At 46.5% G+C, this 21,326-nt stretch carries 18 protein-coding genes; 1 reads left to right on the top strand and 17 read right to left on the bottom strand.

All coding sequences use genetic code 11. The features are described from left to right. The 5 genes from ABCM67_RS09785 to infC form a co-directional block, all read right to left on the bottom strand. On the bottom strand, nucleotides 1-885 hold the full coding sequence (locus ABCM67_RS09785; RefSeq protein WP_015526088.1) for a branched-chain amino acid ABC transporter permease: 885 nt from the start codon (nucleotides 883-885) through the stop codon (nucleotides 1-3). A gap of 96 nt (nucleotides 886-981) precedes the next feature. Then, nucleotides 982-2,142: an ABC transporter substrate-binding protein gene (locus tag ABCM67_RS09780; protein WP_173741346.1), complete on the bottom strand. Its 1,161-nt coding sequence runs from the start codon at nucleotides 2,140-2,142 to the stop codon at nucleotides 982-984. A gap of 236 nt (nucleotides 2,143-2,378) precedes the next feature. Beyond that, complete coding sequence (gene rplT, locus ABCM67_RS09775; RefSeq protein ID WP_015526090.1) at nucleotides 2,379-2,735, bottom strand: 50S ribosomal protein L20; 357 nt, start codon at nucleotides 2,733-2,735, stop codon at nucleotides 2,379-2,381. Between the two features lie 33 nt (nucleotides 2,736-2,768). After that, complete coding sequence (rpmI, locus tag ABCM67_RS09770; protein ID WP_021651646.1) at nucleotides 2,769-2,966, bottom strand: 50S ribosomal protein L35; 198 nt, start codon at nucleotides 2,964-2,966, stop codon at nucleotides 2,769-2,771. A gap of 83 nt (nucleotides 2,967-3,049) precedes the next feature. Continuing rightward, on the bottom strand, nucleotides 3,050-3,544 hold the full coding sequence (gene infC, locus ABCM67_RS09765; protein WP_015526092.1) for a translation initiation factor IF-3: 495 nt from the start codon (nucleotides 3,542-3,544) through the stop codon (nucleotides 3,050-3,052). Between the two features lie 440 nt (nucleotides 3,545-3,984). Here infC and ABCM67_RS09760 point away from each other — a divergent pair, with 440 nt between their 5' ends. Then, nucleotides 3,985-4,308 carry a DUF1540 domain-containing protein gene (locus tag ABCM67_RS09760; RefSeq protein ID WP_092071177.1) on the top strand — a complete coding sequence of 108 codons (324 nt, stop codon included), beginning with the start codon at nucleotides 3,985-3,987 and terminating at the stop codon, nucleotides 4,306-4,308. A 123-nt stretch (nucleotides 4,309-4,431) separates the two neighbouring features. Here the strand turns inward: ABCM67_RS09760 and ftsZ are convergent, their stop codons facing one another. The 12 genes from ftsZ to ABCM67_RS09700 all read right to left on the bottom strand — a co-directional run bounded on the left by ftsZ (nucleotide 4,432) and on the right by ABCM67_RS09700 (nucleotide 21,245). Then, on the bottom strand, nucleotides 4,432-5,583 hold the full coding sequence (gene ftsZ, locus ABCM67_RS09755; protein WP_015526094.1) for a cell division protein FtsZ: 1,152 nt from the start codon (nucleotides 5,581-5,583) through the stop codon (nucleotides 4,432-4,434). A 251-nt stretch (nucleotides 5,584-5,834) separates the two neighbouring features. Beyond that, nucleotides 5,835-7,118 (bottom strand): cell division protein FtsQ/DivIB, encoded by a 1,284-nt coding sequence (locus tag ABCM67_RS09750; RefSeq protein WP_092071174.1) that lies wholly within the window; start codon nucleotides 7,116-7,118, stop codon nucleotides 5,835-5,837. Continuing rightward, nucleotides 7,115-8,395, bottom strand: coding sequence for a UDP-N-acetylglucosamine 1-carboxyvinyltransferase (gene murA, locus ABCM67_RS09745; protein WP_342992826.1), 1,281 nt, complete (start codon nucleotides 8,393-8,395; stop codon nucleotides 7,115-7,117). Before murA ends, ABCM67_RS09750 begins: the two co-directional genes overlap by 4 nt. A 27-nt stretch (nucleotides 8,396-8,422) precedes the next feature. Then, nucleotides 8,423-9,523, bottom strand: a complete 1,101-nt coding sequence (locus ABCM67_RS09740) for a putative peptidoglycan glycosyltransferase FtsW (RefSeq protein WP_342992825.1) — start codon at nucleotides 9,521-9,523, stop codon at nucleotides 8,423-8,425. A gap of 55 nt (nucleotides 9,524-9,578) precedes the next feature. Beyond that, nucleotides 9,579-10,934, bottom strand: a complete 1,356-nt coding sequence (gene murD, locus ABCM67_RS09735) for a UDP-N-acetylmuramoyl-L-alanine--D-glutamate ligase (RefSeq protein ID WP_148448544.1) — start codon at nucleotides 10,932-10,934, stop codon at nucleotides 9,579-9,581. A gap of 14 nt (nucleotides 10,935-10,948) precedes the next feature. Continuing rightward, a complete protein-coding gene (mraY, locus tag ABCM67_RS09730; protein ID WP_021977880.1) occupies nucleotides 10,949-11,905 on the bottom strand; it encodes a phospho-N-acetylmuramoyl-pentapeptide-transferase in 957 nt (318 codons plus the stop codon). Nucleotides 11,906-11,968: 63 nt separating this feature from the next. Beyond that, on the bottom strand, nucleotides 11,969-13,735 hold the full coding sequence (locus ABCM67_RS09725; protein WP_342992824.1) for a penicillin-binding transpeptidase domain-containing protein: 1,767 nt from the start codon (nucleotides 13,733-13,735) through the stop codon (nucleotides 11,969-11,971). Nucleotides 13,736-13,802: 67 nt separating this feature from the next. Further along, nucleotides 13,803-15,872 (bottom strand): penicillin-binding transpeptidase domain-containing protein, encoded by a 2,070-nt coding sequence (locus tag ABCM67_RS09720; protein ID WP_227588587.1) that lies wholly within the window; start codon nucleotides 15,870-15,872, stop codon nucleotides 13,803-13,805. Nucleotides 15,873-15,902: 30 nt separating this feature from the next. Next, nucleotides 15,903-16,472, bottom strand: a complete 570-nt coding sequence (locus ABCM67_RS09715) for a hypothetical protein (protein ID WP_015526105.1) — start codon at nucleotides 16,470-16,472, stop codon at nucleotides 15,903-15,905. A gap of 22 nt (nucleotides 16,473-16,494) precedes the next feature. Continuing rightward, nucleotides 16,495-17,430: a 16S rRNA (cytosine(1402)-N(4))-methyltransferase RsmH gene (gene rsmH, locus ABCM67_RS09710; protein WP_015526106.1), complete on the bottom strand. Its 936-nt coding sequence runs from the start codon at nucleotides 17,428-17,430 to the stop codon at nucleotides 16,495-16,497. A gap of 35 nt (nucleotides 17,431-17,465) precedes the next feature. Beyond that, nucleotides 17,466-17,897 carry a division/cell wall cluster transcriptional repressor MraZ gene (mraZ, locus tag ABCM67_RS09705; protein ID WP_021651636.1) on the bottom strand — a complete coding sequence of 144 codons (432 nt, stop codon included), beginning with the start codon at nucleotides 17,895-17,897 and terminating at the stop codon, nucleotides 17,466-17,468. 303 nt (nucleotides 17,898-18,200) lie between these two features. Beyond that, a complete protein-coding gene (locus tag ABCM67_RS09700) occupies nucleotides 18,201-21,245 on the bottom strand; it encodes a glycoside hydrolase family 2 TIM barrel-domain containing protein (protein WP_342992823.1) in 3,045 nt (1,014 codons plus the stop codon). Between the last annotated feature and the right edge of the window lie 81 nt (nucleotides 21,246-21,326).

Genomic DNA, 21,326 nt, shown 5'->3' with positions numbered 1-21,326 from the left:
TTACACTTTCTCCTGGATGTTCTTGCCGAACAGTCCGGTAGGTTTTACAAGAAGCACGACGATCAGGACTGCAAATACGATCGCATCTGCAACCTGGGAAGAAATATAAGCTTTTCCGAAGATCTCGATGATTCCCAGAAGGATGCCGCCGACCATAGCTCCCGGAATCGAACCGATTCCACCGAATACAGCAGCTACGAAAGCTTTGATACCAGGCATGGCTCCTGTGTACGGAGTCAGTGTCGGATAAGTCTGACAGAGCAGAAGGCCTGCGATCGCTGCAAGTCCGGAACCGATGGCAAATGTGAGGGAAATTGTCGCATTGACGTTAACTCCCATCAGCTGTGCCGCATCTCTGTCCTCGGAAACCGCCTGCATGGCACGGCCAGGTTTTGTCTTTTTTACAAAGAGGGAAAGTCCCACCATGATAATGATACATGCAAGGATGGTTACGATGGTGATTCCCTTGATGGTAAGCTCACCGTCAAATAGTGTGATGGACGGAACTTTGATAACAGCTACGAAACTCTTGGCATCTGCGCCGAAGATCAGAAGTGCCAGGTTCTGAAGCAGATAACTGACACCGATAGCCGTGATAAGAACGGCCAGGTTTGAGGAAGCTTTTCTAAGTGGACTGTAAGCTACCTTCTCAATGACAACACCAAGCAGTGTACAGATCACAACGGAAAGGATCACAGCAAGGATCGGTGACATGCCGCCTCTTGTGATACAGGTAAGGATGATATAAGCTCCCACCATGATAACATCTCCGTGTGCAAAGTTCAGCATCTTGGCAATACCATAAACCATGGTATATCCAAGTGCGATGATTGCATAGATACTGCCAAGACTGATGCCGTCTTTTAAATAAGATATAAAACTCATAACGCACCTCTTTTAATTGTTTATTGATAAGGGAAAAAGGGGACGGTTCCCACTAAAGGTGACCGTCCCCTGACCCCTAACGTTAACAGAAATTACTTATTTCATCTCTACATAAGCACCGTCTTTGATCTCGAATGCTTTCGGCTCTTTATCACACTCGCCATCCTCGGTCCATTTTGCTTTTCCGGTAAGTCCATCAAGCTCGATGTTTGCCATGGATGCGCTCATTGCTGCACTGATGTCTGCATTTTCCATATCTGGTGTGATCTTTGCATCGTCAGCTGCAAGCTGCATTGCGTAAAGTACATCATATGTATCTGCCGCAAACTGGTTCGGGATCTCACCGTTGTGAGCATCGCCGTATGCTTTTACGAAGTTCTGGCTCTTCTCATCTGTAGCTGTTGCGGAGAATGGTGTCAGAAGCATAACACCCTCTGCAAGGGATTTATCGAAGTTCTCTACATTGAGGATACCATCCATGCCATCTACACCAAAGAATTTAATGTCAAGTCCTGCCTCAGATGCCTGCTGAAGGATCAGCGCATTGTCGGAATAGTAGTTCGGAAGGAAAAGAAGCTCAGCGCCGCTCTTCTTGATCTTTGCAAGCTGTACAGAATAGTCTGTGTTGCTGTCTGTTGTGTAAGCCTCATCTGCAACTACTTCAAGTCCGTCATCAGCAGCTGCTGCAACGAATGCGTCATGTACACCGGAGTTGTAGTCAGCAGCGGAATCATAAAGTACTGCTACTTTCGTTGCAAGTTTGTGCTCGGAAATGTACTGAGCAGATTTGGTTCCCTGTGCCGGGTCTGTGAAGCACATACGGAACTCGTTTGTTCCTGCTGTGATACAGTCAAGTGCTGTTGCGGATGGTGTGAAGAGGAATGTATCCTCAGCTGCCTCAGCTCCTACTGCGATACAGGAACCGGATGTTACAGTTCCACAGAGCATCTGCATTCCTTTATCGATCAGGTCATTGTATGCGTTAATAGCCTTCTCCGGATCTCCCTGGTCATCACCTGCGTCAAGAATCTCTACTTTATATCCGTTGAATCCACCGTTCTCGTTGATCTCATCAGCTGCGATCTTGGCTGCGTTGTATACGTTGGTACCGTACTGTGCGTAATCACCGGTCATCGGTCCGATCACACCAATCTTAAATGTCTCATCCTCTGCCGCAAAAACGGATGCAGGCATCATCATAGCTGCTGTCATCGCTGCTGCTGATGCAACGCCGATTACTTTCTTCCAATTCTTCATAATAATCTCTCCTCCTGCGCTTTGTCGCGTTACTAATGTTTAATGCTAAAATTATAGCATCGCATATTTTTTATTTCAAGGGCAAATTTAGTTATCTGTTGTTTTTCGTCTGATTGCACAACGCGGACACTTGTCCGCTGTACAGCTTGTGTCGTTTTTCGGCAAATTGTCTGAATTTTTTTACAAAAAAATCCAGGGAAAAATTCCCTGGACTCCTTCGTCTCTTAATACTTTACTTATGCGATTGCTTTCTTAGCGATCTCAGCAAGAGCTGTGAAGCCTGCTGCATCGTTAACAGCCATCTCTGCAAGCATCTTTCTGTTGATGTCGATGTTTGCAACCTTAAGGCCGTGCATCATTTTGCTGTAAGAAAGTCCGTTCATTCTTGCTGCTGCGTTGATACGAGCGATCCAGAGCTGTCTGAACTGACGTTTCTTCTGTTTTCTTCCTGCATAGGAGCTTGTAAGAGCTCTCATTACAGACTGTTTTGCTACTCTATACTGTTTGGAACGGGCTCCTCTGTAGCCTTTTGCCAGTTTTAATGTACGGTTATGTCTTTTCTTTGCGTTTAATCCGCCTTTAATTCTTGCCATTTCTTAATTCTCCTCCTGTTCGTCTTCTCTATCTTATAAATATGGTAATACTTTCTTCATGCTCTTTACATTAGTAGAATCAACAACAGTAGATTTTCTCAGATTTCTCTTTCTCTTCTGAGATTTCTTTGTAAGGATATGGCTCTTGTAGGCTTTATTTCTTACTAATTTTCCTGTACCTGTTTTTTTAAAGCGCTTTGCTGCTGCTCTGCAAGTTTTAATTTTTGGCATTATGAATTCCTCCTTGATTTGGTACTTCTAAATTTTATATAGCATCCCGTTCTGCCCGGCTGTTGCCGTGAAGACTGAGATATCTACCGTTTCTCAGTCAGAAACATAGTCATGCTTCTGCCTTCTACCTTCGGAGCCTTCTCTACAGTCGCTATATCGGACAGAAGATCTGCGAAGTCATCAAGCACATGCCTACTGCTGGACATATGTGCCATCTCTCTTCCGCGGAAACGAAGTGTAACCTTAACTCTGTCGCCCTTGCTAAGGAACTTTCTTGCTGCATTTACCTTCGTCTTCAAATCATTCGTATCAATGTTCGGGGAAAGACGCACTTCTTTGACATCGATGGTTTTCTGCTTTTTTCTGGCCTCTTTTTCTTTTCTTGCAAGCTCGTAACGGTATTTACCGTAATCAATGATCTTGCATACCGGCGGTTTCGCCTGTGGGGCAATCTTTACAAGGTCAAGTCCTGCCTCCTGCGCTTTCGCCATCGCTTCTCTGGCGGACACGATTCCAAGCTGAGCTCCGTCCGGACCAATCAAGCGTACCTCTCTGTCTCTGATCTGTTCGTTAATCATTAAACCGCTAATTGTTGTACACCTCCATGAACATGATAGAATTATTTTTTTCTTTCTCATTAATGTAGCTTAAGCTGCACAAAAAAAGCGCAGACAGATGTCCACACTTCAAATAATTACACCTGCGCACTGATGGTTGGTCCGTTTGCAGTACTGTGCAATATTGACCTGAGTCGCTTATCTTCAGCGCTGAGGTGAGAGTGAACTCTGCTTTCTTTTCGCTACGTACTTTAAGAGGATACCATGGTGTCTGCTATTTGTCAACTGTTTTTTATATTATTATGTATTTATTTTTTGAGTATAAATTTTTCTTCTTCCGGACATACTATGCAACATCGGAATCTGTCAAGCCTTACCGCAGTGCTGACGATCAGACAGGATGCGCATTCCGGCAGGCTGACGGTTTCCGATAAAATCATAATTATCAGGAGGACACTTTTATGACAAGTCTTAAATGCTCCGCACACAACTGCTGCTATAACAAAAATTCTCTCTGTTCCAGGGGAGCCATCAGTGTCGAAGGTGCAGATGCTCGTTATGCGGACGACACCGCCTGTGAAAGCTTCCGTGACCAGGAAGAGTGTGCTGTAAAAAATTCCGCAGATCCCTGCTGTGGGTGTGAGACCGTTAACATCGACTGCAAAGCACACAACTGCACCTACAATGAGCACTGCAAATGCACCGCAGCTTCCATCAATGTAACCGGTGACAATGCACATCGCTGCTGTGATACAAAATGTGATACTTTCAGCTGCGAATGCTGATATCCTGAACAGAAATCCTGTTTCCATACAGAGCAGACATTCCTGTTTCTTTTGATCAGAAAGTCAAAAAGATCCGGCAGCGTTCCAGATGGAGTCTCTGCCGGATCTTATCATGTTCATTTATTATCTGTTCTTAAGAAAATCCGGGATCTGGATGTCCTTTTTCTGAACAGTGCTTGTAGGAGCCTTTGTTCCAAACTGTGTGGAATTCATAGTCGGCAGGCTGAAGCTTGGCATGTTAAGGTTCATACCGCCTGGCTGTGACTGGCTTGTTTTTTTGGTGTTTCCGAATACAGAATTGGAAGCTCTGTTTCCAAATGGTGTGTTCTGAAGGTTATTGTCTGTAAGACCTGTAGCAATAACTGTAATTCTCGCATAATCTGCAACAGAATCATCATACATAGCACCAAAGATGATGTTTGCATCCTCACCTGTAAGCTCCTGTACATAGCTTGCAGCATCGTTGGCATCCATAAGAGAAATATCTCCGGAAATATTGATGATCACATGAGTAGCGCCCTTGATGGTTGTCTCAAGAAGCGGAGAAGATACCGCCTGCTGTACAGCCTCCATAGCCTTGTCATCACCTCTTGCCTCACCGATACCGATATGAGCGATTCCCTTGTCTGTCATGACTGTCTGCACATCTGCAAAGTCAAGGTTGATCAGAGCCGGCAGATTGATCAGGTCTGTAATACCCTGTACTGCCTGCTGAAGAACCTCATCAGCCTTACGCAGTGCTTCCGGCATGGTTGTTCTTCTGTCAACGATCTCAAGTAATTTGTCATTGGGGATGACAATCAAAGTGTCAACTGCTTTCTTCAGATTTTCGATTCCCGCAAGTGCATTGTTCATACGGGTCTTTGCTTCAAAACGGAAAGGCTTGGTAACAACACCGACAGTCAGGATACCCATCTCTTTTGCCGCACCGGCGATCACAGGAGCAGCTCCGGTTCCGGTTCCGCCTCCCATACCACAGGTAACGAAAACCATGTCCGCTCCCTCGATGATCTTCTTAACTTCCTCAATGCTCTCCTCAGCTGCCTTCTGTCCAACCTCCGGCTGTGCACCGGCGCCGAGACCTTTCGTAATTTTCTCACCAATCTGAAGTACAGTCGGAGCTTTACACAGTGTCAGAGCCTGTTTATCGGTATTAACACCTACAAACTCAACTCCGCCAATGGCCTCTTCCACCATTCTGTTTACCGCATTATTACCTGCGCCGCCTACTCCAATTACAATAATTTTCGCAGAAGACTCAGCCTCATTCGTCATTATCTCTAACAATGTACTTCCTCCTTTATTTCTACCTGATATCCGATTCAGTGTAATAATCTATTCCAAGCTACATATACACATAGTTATATCATATATTTTTTTCGGTAATTAATCAACCATTAATTTTGTTTTTTTATACTTTTTTCACTAAATTTCGGCACTGTTTCTATTAACCGAAACATTTACAAAACAATCTCTGGCAAAATGTCCAAATACCGGTACTATATATTAAGAAAGCTTTTTTATCTTTACTCATAATCGGACTCATCACTGTAATCGCTGTACGAATTTTCATCATAATCCTCAGCGCCTTCTTCCTGATCACTGCTGTAATCAACCTCTTCCTCGGTGCTGTCCGTACTGCTGTCTGAAGAGTCTTCTTCATTTTCTGTATCTTCGGTATCCGTACTCTGAGCATCTGGATCTTCGGAGTCTGTTCCGTCTCCGGAGCTTTCTGCCGAAGTCTGATAATCCTCCAGAGTGCCTACGTAATTGCCATCACGGTCATATTCACTGACTCCGTCATAGCCTCCGTCTTCCCGGTAACCGCCCTTCCAGTTTCCTTTTTCTGCCATGGTTTCTTCTGTGGGGGCTTCGCCTACATAGGTCATGTTGGCATCGTACTCACCACTGCCTGTGTAATCTCCCTCTTCATCATAGCCACCTACCCAGTTTTCCTGCGCATACTCCAGATCCGTCTGCGGTTTCGGTCCTACATAGTTGCCATTTTCGTCGTATTCGCCTTCTCCGGTGTAATTTCCTTCCTCATCATAGCCTCCGGTCCAGTTTTCTGCGGAAGTCTGGCTCTCGTCCTGTTCCTGCTCCAGGGTAATGTTCTTGGAATTATCATTTACATTTTCTGCATGGAGAATTCCTTTTTTTTCGGAAATCATCGGAAGGATAGCCAGAACTCTGGTCATTTTGTCTTCCAGATATTCATCCTTTCCAAGTTTAACTGTGATATCCCCGTAAACAAGACTGATCTGTCCGTCGTCTTCAAATTCAATGTGATCCGGAACCTTATCATTTTTTGCAAAAATAGTAGAAAGAGCAACTGCCGTGTTCATCACCGTTTCATCCTTGATGGGGAGTTTCTCGTTCTGGATCACTTTTTTGACTTTGATCCCGTCAAAAAACGGGATTTTTTCGTTACGTTCCGTGGATCCTTCCACAAAAATACCGTTTCTGTCAAAATAAATATAACTGTCCAGATAAGGGATACAGCCAACGATATCCTTCTCCTTCACACTGACACAAATGGTGTGCCGGTTCAGCCTTGTTACGGTATAGCCTTCTATAAAGGGAACATCCTTTGTATTCTGCTTAGTATAAAGAAGCGGTGCAAGAACAGAATTGGATGCCAGCGGCCCCCTAAGCACCATCTTCCTGATCTGTTTTTCAGAATAATGGTTGCTGCCCATCACCTGCACTTCATCTACCTGATAATACGTAAAAAAGAAAATAATTCCTGCCAGCAGCAGAACAAGAAGTCCGCCAACTGCTTTCAGTGGCTTTTTTTTTGATGTTTTCATAAAGTTCCTCTGTCCTTTATCAGCAGACCGCCCAGTGCGGTCAGATCCTCACAGATATGTTCATAGCCTCTTTCTATGAAACAACAGCCCCGGATCCTGGTAATCCCCTGCGCGGCAAGTGCTGCGATCACAAGTGCCGCACCTCCGCGAAGTTCCTCTGCTTCCACAGTACAACCGTTCAGGGGCTGCCCTCCGTATATCACGGCAACTCCATCCCGGATCTGGATCTGTGCTCCCATTTTACAGAGCCATGAAGCTGTTTTATATCTGTCTTCAAAAATCTTCTCGCGGATCCTGCTCACTCCCGGGATCGTGGCCAGTACCGCCATCGCAGGAGACTGCAGGTCTGTAGGAAATCCCGGATAAACTTCTGTTTCCAGAAGCTCCAGGGGAAAACCTGTATTTTTTCCGTTGACTATTAGTTTACCACCTACCCTGCGGCATTGTCCACCCATTTTCCGATATACGTCCAGGATTCCATCCATTTCCTCCAGAGGCGGATTTTCCAGGATGATCTCTCCTCTGGTTGCCGCCGCTGCCATGAGATAGGTTCCGGCGACAATACGGTCTGGTGGAATGCAGCCATCGCCAGCTTCAAGCTTCTCCACCCCTTCAATACAGATACAGCCATTTTCACGAATCCGGATCTTTGCCCCCATTCCGGTAAGATAATGGCAAAGCCAATAAATTTCCGGTTCACAGGCGCAGCCGCTAAGGACTGTTTTCCCCTCTGCAAGGACCGCTGCCAGAATGCCCTGTTCTGTAGCGCCTACACTTCTTTTTTGAAAAAACATCTCTGCGCCTCGGAGTTTTCCACAGGATGCCCGGATCATCCCGCCGTTTTCCACCACAGCTGCCCCAAGGCGGCGCAAAACCTGGATATGAAGATCCACCGGCCGCTTCCCGATCACACAGCCTCCGGGATATCCTGTCTGTGCCTTTTTGCTCCGCCCCAGCATTGCTCCCATTAAGATCACGGAAGAACGCATTTTTCCGGAATAACACTCCGGTATCATGGTGCCGTCCGCATGGCTGCAGTCCAGATAAAGATCTTGACCTTCCCACCAGGTTTCTGCCCCCAGATATTTCAGGATCTTTTCCATCAAATATACATCACTGATTTTCGGGCATCCCCGCAGTACACTGGTCCCGGTACTTAAGAGTGCTGCTGCCATAACCGGAAGTGCCGCATTTTTTGACCCCTGGATCCGGACGCTTCCATGCAGCGGCCTGCCTCCGGTCACGATGATCTCATCGATCTCATTCAAGTATTCCACTCCTAAAAGGGCCTCTTACTTGTTATTCTATGTGATCCTTCCATGTCTGTGACTGCTGACACTTAAGGCCAGCCCCATTTCCCCCAGAAGAAAAACAACAGAAGTTCCGCCATAGCTTACAAAGGGCAAAGTGATCCCGGTGTTGGGAATCGTATTCGTTACTACTGCAACATTCAGGACTACCTGGATCGCCATATGTGCCATGATCCCGGCGCACAGCAGCGTTCCCTGCAGATCCCGGCAGTTTAATGCCAGAATACAAAGCCTCCAGATCAGAATACCAAACAGAAAAAGTGTCAGAAAGGCTCCCAGTATCCCCGTTTCCTCACACACAATAGAAAATATCATATCATTCTGGGCTTCCGGGACAAATCCCAGCTTCTGAAGGCTGTTTCCGAAACCTTTGCCAAAAATCCCTCCGCTTCCTATGGCATACAGACCCTGTATGGTCTGAAAGCCTTTTTCATATTTTTCCGGATCCCGCCAGATTGCCAGACGCTCCAGACGGTAACTCTCCGCAGCAAGAAAAACTGCAATAAATCCGATTCCCGCACTCCCCAGAGCCAGAAACTGCAGGTATCTGGGATTGGCCACAAAGATCAGCAGCACACCAATCCCGAGAATGATCACCGCTGTACTTAAGTTGTTGGAACCTACCAGACCAACTACCGGAAGCAACGTCATCATGGTCCTGCACATAAACCAGAATCCGGTTGTCTTGCTTTTTGTCCGGCTGATCTGCCACACAAGAAAAAGGATTACCGCAACCTTGGAAAATTCCGAGGGCTGAAATGATAGCGGCCCGAGATTCAGCCACCGCTTCGATCCGTTAATTTCCTGTCCGAAAAGCAGCACTGCCGTTGAGAGAAAAAGTGAAAGGATATATGCTCCAGGTGCCAGCTTCACAGGAATGCGATAATCCACCTTTGATGCCAGATACATAACAAGCAGCCCCAGTGCCGTGGCAAAGAGCTGCTTCTTAAAATAATAGGCAGAGTCGTGAAAACGCACTCTGCCATTATATTCGCTTGCCGAAAAAAGCGCCCCCAGGCCAAACACAACAAGGATCAGAACCAGAACCCAGAGAACGGTATCAGTCTTTCCGGTCTGTTTCTGTTCTGCCTTCATGCTGTGGCCTCCACAGTGGTCTTTATTTCAGCTTATGTATGTATTTTTCGGATTATTACAGTGCTTTCACATATTCCTTGAACATGTCGCCACGCTGTTCATAGTTGTCGAACTGTCCCCAGCTTGCACATGCCGGTGAAAGAAGAACCGCATCTCCCGGATTGGCTTTTTCCGCGCAGACCTGAACAGCTTCTTTCAGATCCTCACAGAGAATGATGTCTGTAAATCCAAGACGTTCTGCTGCTGCTTTGATCTTTTCTTTCGTCTGGCCGATGAGAACAAGATAACGGACTTTTCCGTCGAAGGATTCTATCCACTCATCGTAGCTGGATTCCTTGTCATAGCCACCGCCGATGAGAAGAGTCGGACGGTTCATAGCCTGAATTCCCTTGATAGCTGCATCCGGGTTTGTTCCCTTGGAATCGTTATAATAGGCAACGCCGTTCTTCTCTGTTACATACTCGATTCTGTGAGGAACTGCCACAAACTCGCAAACACTCTTGTGGATGCTCTCCACAGAAACTCCCGCATAATATGCCATGGCTGCTGCAGCCATTACATTCTCGTGATTATGACGGCCAAGGATCTTAAGTTCTCCTGTCTTTACGATCGGGATCTCTTCTTTTTCTGTTTTCAGAATGATCTGATCTCCGTCCAGATAGATACCCTGATCCAGTTTACGAAGGCTTGAAAAATATACCACCTTCGGAACGATGTTCTCACCGAATTTACGGAGGACTTCATCCTCATAATTCAGGACACATACATCTTCTGGTCCCTGATTCTTGGTAATCAGCTCTTTTACACGGATGTATTCTTCCATGGTATGATGACGGTTCAGATGATCTTCTGTAATGTTGAGGATCGCACTGACCTTCGGGCGGAACTGCTCGATAGTCTCCAGCTGGAAGCTGCTGATCTCCGCAACGGTTACAGAATCCTCACGCATCTCTAGTGATTTTGATGTATATGCAGTTCCGATATTTCCTACAACAAATACAGATTCACGGGCATCTCCCATAATCTTTCCAAGGAGAGCTGTTGTTGTTGTCTTGCCGTTGGTTCCTGTAATTGCAAGAACCTCACCTTTTCCTGTACGGTAGGCAAGTTCTACCTCACTCCATACCGGAAGGCCTTTTTCGTAGAAGCTCTTTACCAGTGGAAGATCTGTTGGTACTCCCGGGCTTAACACTACGAGATCAAGACTTTCCATCTCTCCTTCCGGAAAAGCACCGGCCCAGATCTCCGGGGTGTATGTTCCGTTTGTTTTATGTAAAACCGCTTCTTTATCAAGGTTTTCATTTCCGTCATAGATTATCGGCTGTGCTCCTACACTTCCAAGCAGGTCAGCGGCACCAATGCCACTTTTTCCAGCTCCGAAAACGAGAACTTTTTTTCCTTTTAAATCCATTTTTCTGTTCCTCCTTATAATGCCAGGAGAGCGATCAGGCACATAATGGCAGTTACAACAGAGAACACTGCAACGACCCGTGTCTCGGACCACCCGCAAAGCTCAAAATGATGGTGGATAGGCGCCATCTTGAAAATTCTTTTTCCGTGTGTTGCCTTGAAATAGGATACCTGGATCATAACGGACAGTACCTCAATAAGATAGATCAGTCCCACCAGGATGATAAACAGCGGCATCTGCATGGCATAAGCCACACCAGCCACAAAACCGCCCAGTGCCAGAGAACCGGTATCTCCCATAAATACCTTGGCCGGATATACGTTAAAGAGAAGGAAGCCCATAAGGCTGCCCACAACTGCACAGGTGATCGGCTCCACGCCGCTGTTCATTCCAAGGGAAACAACGGTAAAGAATACTGCAACGATCAGGGTAACACTGGATGCCAGTCCGTCAAGTCCGTCGGTAAAGTTTACTCCGTTTACTGTACCAATAACTGCAAAAAACAGTACCGGAACCGCAAACCATCCCAGATTCAGATAATGTCCGCTCCAGAACGGGATCTTCATGGTCAGGGATACATTGGAATAATTTACAAGATAAAAAGCAAATACAGCTGTCACAACAATCTGCAGTGCCATTTTCTGCCATGGCAGAAGTCCGTCTGAACGTTTCAGGACTACTTTCAGATAATCATCCAGAAATCCGATCAGTCCAAATCCCAGGGTCAGGAAAAGTACCGGGATGATCATCGGATAATCTCTGATATAAAACAGTGATGTTACAGTTGTCGCAATGAGAAAGATCACTCCGCCCATGGTGGGGGTACCGTTCTTTTTCAGGTGGGACTGCACGCCCAGCTCTCTCTCTGTCTGTCCCATTTTAAGTCTTCTTAAAAAAGGGATAACAATCGGTCCTAATACAAGGCTGATCGCAAATGAAATCAGCACAGGGATCACAACATGAAACTCCATCCTCACACCTCTAATTCTTTCGTTTTTTTATACTTCTTCAACAGTATAAGGCTTTTATCCTCATTAATCAACCCCATCTGCCCGGTTTTCCCCGGATGGAGTTTCCGTAACTGTCCTCTTGATCCCAAGATAGGGAAGTACATTTTCAAAAATACTGCGTACCACCGGTGCGGCAATGATCCCACCATAATACATACCCTGAGGTGCATAGATGATACAAAGAGCCAGGACCTTCGGATCCTCTGCCGGGGCAAACCCCAGGAATGAAGAAATATATCTGCCGGAGCCTCTGGGCAGTGTCTGAGAGGTAGCTGTTTTTCCCCCAATGGAAAACCCCTGGATCCCGGCATTTTTTCCGGAGCCTTCTGAAACTACAGTTTCCAGGATCGTACGTACTGTCCGGGAAGTCTCACCGGACACAATCCCGCTTTCCACCGGATATTCCAGTGTCCGCACCTTTGTTCCGTCCGCACTTTCCACGCTGATCCCAAAATGAGGTGTGATCCGGTTTCCGCCATTGATGATCCCACTGACGGTTGTTGCAAGCTGGATCGGTGTGATCTGAAACGACTGACCAAAGGATACCGTGGCAAGCTCCACCTCTCCCATATTTTTGGGGTTATGCATGATCGTTCCTGCCTCGCCCGGAAGATCTATCCCTGTTTTTTTCAAAAGTCCGAACTGTTTAAAATATTTGTAATAACGGTCTGCTCCAAGCCGCAGGCCCACCTCAATAAATACCGGGTTACAGGAGTTCTGGGCACCTTCTACAAAACTCTGCGCACCATGTCCTGTTCTCTTTGCACAGTGGATCCGCCGGTCCTCCACCACCTTATAGCCCGGACAGAAAAAACGATCCTCTGTTGACACCACTCCTTCCTCCAGCCCTGCTGCCATAGTGATGATCTTAAAAGTCGAGCCAGGTTCATAGGTATCATTCAGGCAGGGGTTTCTCCACATCCGGTTCAGAAGATCCTGCTTCTTTTCTCCCTCTGCTGCTGTTTCTTCTGTATTCAGAGTAAACGGATCGTTCAGATCAAATTCAGGCACATTGACACAGGCATAGATTTCTCCGTTCTGAGGGTTCATAAGCAGTATGGAAACTCTCTCCGCCTGTTTTTCTTCCATGACTTTACCGGCTGCCTGCTGTACATATTCCTGGATATTAACATCCAGACTGGTACGCAGAGTATTTCCTGACACCGGTTCCTTCCTCCGTTCTCCGGTTCCGTCGATCTCCACACCACGTGCATCCGTAACTGTGAGGATCTTTCCGGGCTCTCCTTTCAGGATCTCATCGTATTTCACTTCAAGACCAATGATCCCCTGATTATCACCTCCGGTAAATCCCAGTACTTTTGAAGCGAGAGATCCATAAGGATAATATCTCCGATAATCCTCATCTACCTTCACTCCCTCAAGGTCATATTCCCGGATCCTGTCTCCAATGCTTTTTTCCACGTTTGTCTGTATTCTTTCAATAGAAGAAATTTTTTCAACTTTTTTTCGGATTTCCTCTTCTTTTACAGACAATGCTCCGGACAGTACGCGGATCACTTTTTCAGGATCTTTGATCTGGCTGTGTATCACCGATACTGTGCAGACTGTCCGGTTATCCGCCAGAATATTTCCCCTGATGTCCAGGATCTTTCCCCTGGCCGCTTTTATGTCACGTTCCCGCTCATGAAGATCCTCCGCCTTTTTTGAATAATATTCTGCCCGGACGTTCATAAGATACCAGAGTCTTCCCACAAGTCCCAGAAGAAGCATTATGCAGATCAGAAAAACCACCCATATTTTTTTCCTGTGATAAACCATGGTCCGGATCATAAAAAAATCCCTCTCAGAGGTCGTCACTGTAATATATGACGTTCCCCTGAGAGGGTATTCTTTTTATCTATTCCAGACCGGCCTCCTCGTTGGTAAGACCTTCGCTCTGCATATCGTTATTATCTTCGGTATCACTGTCCTCCGACTCATCTTCCGGCGGACTTGGTACATTCTCATCGGAAATGGCCTCCTTCTGCCCGTCTGCGCCGGTTCCTGTTGCAGAATCGCTGATTCCCTTAAAAAGTTCCCACAGCTCTGTAGTCGGAACTTCTCCATCCTCTGCCTCATCCGGCTGTACATTCAGATACGGAAGTGCTTCGGAAAGGATTCCCTGTGCAATGTACTGTGCGTACGTACTGCTTGCCTGATCATCTACCTTCGGCTCATCCACAACTACATAGATCACAAGCGCCGGATCATCTACCGGTGCAAATCCGATAAAGGATACCAGATACTTGCCATTGCCTCGCGGAAGCTTCTCGGCAGTACCGGTTTTACCACCGGAGCTGTAGCCCTGCACCTTGGAGGTACGGCTGGTACCATGGTCTACGCTGGCAGCCATGTAGGAGCGGATATCTGCAGATATCTTCTCGGAAATCGTCTGCTTCATCAGTGTCGGAGAGATCGTTTTTACGATTCCGCCGCTGCTGTCCTTGATCTTCGTCACCAGATGAGGCTGATAGTAGTATCCTCCATTGATCACAGAACACATTGCATTGATCTCCTGTATCATGGTCAGTGTATAGCCCTGTCCGAAAGCAGAGCATGCAAGCTCCGTTTCTCCCATGGTATCGCTGGTATGGATCACACCGCTTCCCTCATTGGGAAGATCGATACCGGTTCTTGTTCCGAAATTGAAAACGCTCTGTGTCTTAAGAAAATTATCTTTTCCCATCTTTGCTGCGATCTGCATCATACCATCGTTGCAGGAATTGGCAATGACATCGGAAAGAGCTTCTGTCCCGTGAGCATCCGGCCATACCGCACATTTGATAAAAGTAGTCGCACCTTCCGCTCCAAAAGACTGTCCGCCGTCACAGACAAAATTATCGCTCTCGGAAATCGCTCCCATTTCAAGTGCGGAGCCCATAACGATGGGCTTTACAACCGATCCAGGCTCGTAGGCATCTGTCACACAGAAATTACTCCACATTCCGTTCAGCGCTTCCACGGTTTCCTCATCGTTCATGGCAGCGATCTCACTCTGGGAATACACATTTGAAAGATCTCTCGGGTTATTCAGGTCATAACGGTCACCGCCGTCCATTGCCAGGATCTCTCCTGTTTTCGGATCCTCGATGATCACGCCTACATTTTTGGCTCCCATCTTTTCTTCAAAGGTATTTACGTATTTTTCCACGATCTGCTGAAGTCCCAGATCCAGCGAGGTCTCAATGCTTTTGCCATCCGTCGGTTCGATGATCGTCTGTTCTACGTCGGAATTGTTGTTGATGTATCCGTACTGTCTTCCATCCACGCCGGTAAGTGTCGCATTGTAATATCCTTCCAGTCCGGCATCCGCCACATCTCTGGAAAGTGTAAATCCAACGGTATCACAGGCAGTCTCATTAAACGGATAAGATCTGAGATAATCTTCCTCAAACCATACACCTGTGATCCTGGAACGTTCTTTCAGCTGCGTGGCAGTCAGTTCACTGTCGTCTCCCGGATCTTCGTATTTTTCGAAAGCTTTTTTGTCGTCCATGGAGATCTGTTTCTTTACGATCTGATACTGACTTTTTTTTGTACTGCTGTCGGTGAGAAGCTTCCGCATCTCATCTTCATCCAATCCCAGGACTTCCACAAGAGCCTTTATGGTAGGCTCCACGGAATCCTGATCCTTATTGACCTCCAGACAGTCAAGGACCACATTATAGACCTTGTTGCTGGTTGCCAGGATATTCCCGTTCCGGTCATAGATATCGCCTCTTTTTGCTGGAAGTGTCTGATTTTCATATTTCTGCTGAGCCTGACTCAGCACCTGCTTTCGATATTTGCTTCCGCTGGTGGCATTGATATAGGTAATTCTTGCCACCAAACCGACTAAAGCCAGCAACACTAAGGAAAATAGTACTGCCAGCTTTTTCTTCATACTGTAATTTATTTTTTTTACCGGCCTGCGCCTTCTTGTACTCAATCGATCACCTGCTTAAAAACTGTACTTCTGTTACTTGTGTGTGTCCACATCCTGATACTGTCTCACATAACTGTTTCCTTCCGTGGTATAGGTCTGTATCTGATCCTCCGAAGGATACTTCATTCCAAGCTCGCCGATAGCTTTTTTCTTGATCTCGCTGATATCCACTGCAGAAGTGACCTGACTGTAATATGCATCGTTATCTTCTTTCAGCTGTGCAAGCTCAGATTCCAGATTTGCAACATTTTTCATACTCGCCGTGATTTCGGATTTTACCTGAAGATAATTGATACAGGTAAAAAGTACCGCGATGGAAACTGCCGTAAGAAACAGAACGAACCCCTTGTTCATGGCCATTGCCTTTTCCCGGTTCCGCTGTGCCTGTCTGCTTACCACCTGTTTTGCCGGTGTCACAGGTACTGCGGATTTCTGTTTTCTTTTCTGAGCCAGCCGTCGCCTTTCCTGTATCTCGGGCAGATCAGTCCTCTGAGGAACTTCCTGCAGCCGTTTTACCGCATTTCCCTGAACATACATTTCTCTGCTGTTCCTGACGGTATTTCGATTTCTTCTGGCTGTAGTCCCTCTTCCTGTCTTCGCCATTTGCCTACCTTCCATCTCTCAACTACATTTTCCGTTCAAAAATACGAAGCTTCGCACTTTTGGACCTCGGATTCTCTTCCATTTCCTCTTTTCCCGGTAAGATCGGTTTCCTTGTGATCACCTTACCCTTGGATTTCTTTCCGCATACGCAGACCGGGAAATCCGGCGGGCAGGTACAGGGATTTTCATTTTTTCGGAAAATGGTCTTAACGATCCTGTCTTCCAGAGAATGGAATGTAATGATACAGATCCTTCCTCCGTCATCCAGGAGATCGATCATGCCGTCCAGGGAATCCCGAAGCACGTCAAGCTCCCGGTTGAGCTCAATACGTATTGCCTGAAAAGTCCTCTTGGCCGGATGTCCTCCTGTAGCTTGTATTTTCATGGGGATCGCACCCCGTATGATCTCGGTCAGTTCTCCGGTCGTCCGGATCGGTGCCTGCTCTCTGGCAGCCACAATGTGTTTCGCTATATTTTTGGCAAATTTATCTTCGCCGTAATCGCGGATAATCCGATACAGCTCCCGTTCCTCATAACCGTTGACTATATCACCGGCTGTACGGCTCTGTCTTCTGTCCATTCGCATGTCCAGAGGAGAATCGTACCGATAGGAAAAACCTCTCTCTTCATTATCCAGCTGATAAGATGACACTCCCAAATCCAGCAGGATCCCGTCCACCTTCTCAATGCCACGGGATCTCAGCTCATCTGCCATGTAACAATAATTGCTGCGAATGATTGTCACCTGATTAAAGGCTGACAGCCGTTCACTCGCAGCAATTATCGCATCCTGGTCTTGATCTATGCCAATAAATCTCCCCTTGGCAGAAAGTTTCTTACACACCTCTGTGGCGTGTCCCGCTCCTCCTAAAGTGCCATCCACATAGATTCCATCCGGCTTTACCCTTAAGCCGTCAATGGTCTCATTGAGTAATACAGATTTATGCTTAAATTCCATATCCGTCTCCTGTGGGATTTCTACCTGCGTTATGCTCAAATGACGATTCCTATGTTCTGCATGCTTTCCGCAATGCTGTCCATATCATCATAATTGCAGTTCTCGCTCCACTTCTCTTTGCTCCAAACCTCGATCCGGTTCAGATTACCCGTAAGCACCACATCCTTATCCAGACCAGCGAACTGGCGCAGCGTCTGCGGCACCAGGATTCTTCCCTGCTTATCCAGCTGACATGTTGTAGCTCCGGCTACAAAGAAACGTGAAAAGGTTCTTGCGTCTTTATTTGTAAGTGGTAATGCTCGGAGTTTCTCTTCAAAAGCAACCCATTCATCCATCGGATAAATAGAAAGGCAACCATCCAACCCTCTTGTCAGTACGAACTCTTCCCCTAAGAGTTCCCTGAACCTGGAAGGGATGATCAGACGCCCCTTCGCGTCGATCGTATGATTATACTCGCCCATGAACATGAAACCCACCTACTCTCGTGAAACACGATTCTCCCCTTCGTGCTTCCAGGGTGCAAATGGTGTATTCTGCCACTCATCCCCATTCGCTACCACTATTCACCACTTTCTACCACTTATGTAATCATTCTAAACTATTTACCATGAAAAAACAAGTGCATATCCAAGTTTTTTTTCATTTCATGAAATATCCACAGGTTTTTTTTCAACCTGTTTATTTTCTGTGCATTATTATGAAATGAAAAAGCTTCCGGACAATCGCCGGAAGCTTTTTTCTGACTTTATGTTCTGTTATTTTATGACATTTTAAAGGCCTTTGAACGCAAAGGAAAATTTCATCTTTCCATTGGTATCCAGAAGGTATTCCGGATGGGTGCGGGCACCCCAGCTGTCATCTCCTCCAACACCCATCTGCGCCTTTGCGGCACGGACAACGGTATAATGGATTGCCGGAAGCTCATAGGGATGCATGGCATTTTCCATTTCATGAGGAGTATATGGAAGTGCCGAGAACATCATCGGGCCGTTTTCTTTATCCATCTCAAAGAGCATTCCTCTGCCCTTTCTGTCTGTGATCTTTGCCCAGCGTACTTCCGCTTTGTTTCCGCATTCCTGCGGCACAAGATAGCGTGCCATATTGTCTGTCACGAGATTCTCATAAATGCCGAGCTTTGCGCCATGCTTCCGGTCTGCATAAGTCTCTGCCGGTCCCAGGCCGTACCACTGAACATGATCATAATCCGCATTGAATTTAAAGAGTACTCCGAACTCCGGCATATCGCCCAGCTCTTTTACAGGATCATAGGTCAGCGTTGTCTTTACTCTTCCATCTCCGGTTACCTCATAGGCAAGACGGCATTCACTGGCAGGCGTAGTTGGCAGGATGTAGGTAAAAGCAACCTCCACGCTGTTTTCGTGAACCGTTGTCTCCGGAGCATTGGCCGGACCATACATGCCTTTTCGGTAATCCTTATGACTTGCGTACATGCTGGCGATCTTCCACTGTGCATAGCGCATCTGCATCAGACTTCCGCAATCATTATCTGTAGGTGCTCTCCAGAAGTTGGGCTTCGGAATCGCTTCGATCATTTCTCTTCCTGCATATTTATACGAAACCAGACCACCATTGAGAACGGAGAACAGCACTTCGAAATTTTCCCCACGGACACCGATGTTATGAAGGCTTCTCACAAGCTCCACGCCACACGCAGGAGCTTTCGGTGATCCTTCCACCTGATAAACATACTGGCCGAAAGCAACCTCATGTCCTGCCTCTGCCCAAAGTGTTTTTTCTCTGAGAAGGAAGGCTACGGTTACCGTATATTCGCCCGGACGCTGCTGTTTTCCAAATGGAAGTCTGTAGGTCTGTTGGCTTAAAGGCTCCACCGCTGTATCCAGTGTCTCTGTGCGGAGAACATGACCGTTCTTTGCAAGAGTCACTTCACATCGGAATGTGTCCGTATTTACAAAAAGATTTTTGTTGATGATCTTAACAGAATCCTCACTTACCTGCGCAGTGATATTCTGGTAGTTGAATTTTACCTCCTGCATCTTTGGTGAAGCATCTCTGTCTCCGCCGTATGCGATACCGTTTCCACTGAAATTATAATCTGTAGGACGTTCACCGAAGTCTCCGCCGTATGCCTGGAATTCTTTACCGTAACGGTCTTTTTTGTAAATAGACTGATCAATGTAATCCCAGATAAAGCCACCCTGATATTTCGGTTCTGTATCTGTAAGATCTGTATATTTATGCATTGCACCGCAGGAATTTCCCATTGCATGGGTATACTCACAGCAAATAAACGGCTTGCTGTCATCCTTTGCAAGGAACTCCCGGATTGCTTTTACGGAAGGATACATCTGGCTTTCCATGTCACTGGTGGCATTGTAGCTGCGGTCATGGAAAACCCCCTCATAATGTACCAGTCTTGTAGGATCATTCTTGTGGTAGAACTCAGACATCTCAAAGATATCTTTTCCACCAAAGGATTCATTTCCACAGGACCAGATCAGGATCGCCGGATGGTTCTTGTCACGCTGATACATGGAATTTACACGGTCCAGCATCATACCCAGCCATTCCGGTTTGTTGTGCGGAACGATATCCGTGTGATCTCCGGTAAATTCTGCTATATCCCAGGTTCCGTGAGATTCCAGATTGTTTTCTGCGATCATGTAAATACCATATTCATCACAGAGACGGTAGATCGGAGATGCATCCGGATAATGACAGGTACGGATCGCATTGATGTTGTTCTGTTTCATGGTCACGATGTCTTTGAGCAGTTCCTCCCGGGACACATGTCTTCCTGTGACAGAGCTGAACTCATGGCGGTTCACACCCTTGAATACAATACGTTTTCCGTTAAGGGTCATGATACCATCCTTCATTTCAAAACGGCGGAAACCGACTTTCTCCGGGATGATCTCCTGGAGCTTTCCGCTTTCATCACTGATCTCCAGCTCCAGATCATAGAGATTCGGCTCTTCTGCACTCCAGAGAAGGGGATCCTGAATCTCCCAGGTACAGGTATCCTCTCCGTTCAGAGATCTTTCCTCCTGCAAAAGGATCTCTCCCTTTCCGGAAAGTGTAAGCTTCATTTTTCCTTTTCCCCAGGTACTGGTCACGATCTCAAGCTCGGCTTTTTTGAGAGTTTCATCCGGAATGGCACGGATCCTGAGATCATATACATGGACATCCGGTACCGTAAACAGATAAACATCTCTGTAAATTCCGGAAAAACGGTAAAAATCCTGATCCTCGCACCAGCTGCTGGCTGTCCATTTAAACACCTGTGCCGCCAGCTTGTTCTCGCCGTCCTTCAGATATTCCGTAAGCTCGAATTCTGACGGAGTAAAAGAATCTTCACTGTATCCCACAAATTTTCCATTGAGCCACAGAGCCAGGCCGCTCTCTGCTCCCTGGAATGAAACAAATACTCTTTTTCCTTTCATGCTCTCCGGCACATGAAAATATCTCACATAGCTTGCCACCGGGTTAAAACGTTCCGGGATCTGTCCCGGATGAAGTTCTTCATGGCCTTCCCACGGATACTGGACATTGGCATACTGCGGTGCATCATATCCTTCCATCTGGATATGTGCCGGCACATAAATCTCCTCCCAGTCCTTACAGGAATATGCTTCTTCCTCAAAGCCTGGGATAGCAGATGCATAATTCCGTGCATAATGGAACTTCCAGAGACCATTCAGACTGTGACGGAAAGAAGTTTTCCCATCTTCTCTCTCTTCCTCACAGCGATAATATGTATGATCTGAGTGGGCATCCATTCTTCCGTCGCTGAAATACCGGGGATCTTTTAACAGAGAATGATCAAATTTTTTCATTTTTTCCTCCTGCCCGGCAGATTCTGTTTTTTCTGCCGGATCCTTCGTTTTTTATGCTAGGATCATTATAGTATAATCCAC

Origin of the sequence: Blautia sp. 2227st1_G12_2227SCRN_220401, assembly GCF_039062885.1 — a bacterium.
In the GTDB taxonomy this organism is placed as follows: domain Bacteria; phylum Bacillota; class Clostridia; order Lachnospirales; family Lachnospiraceae; genus Blautia_A; species Blautia_A fusiformis.
The sequence above is the reverse complement of the archived record's forward strand: the minus strand, read 5'-3'. Positions and strand labels throughout refer to the sequence as shown.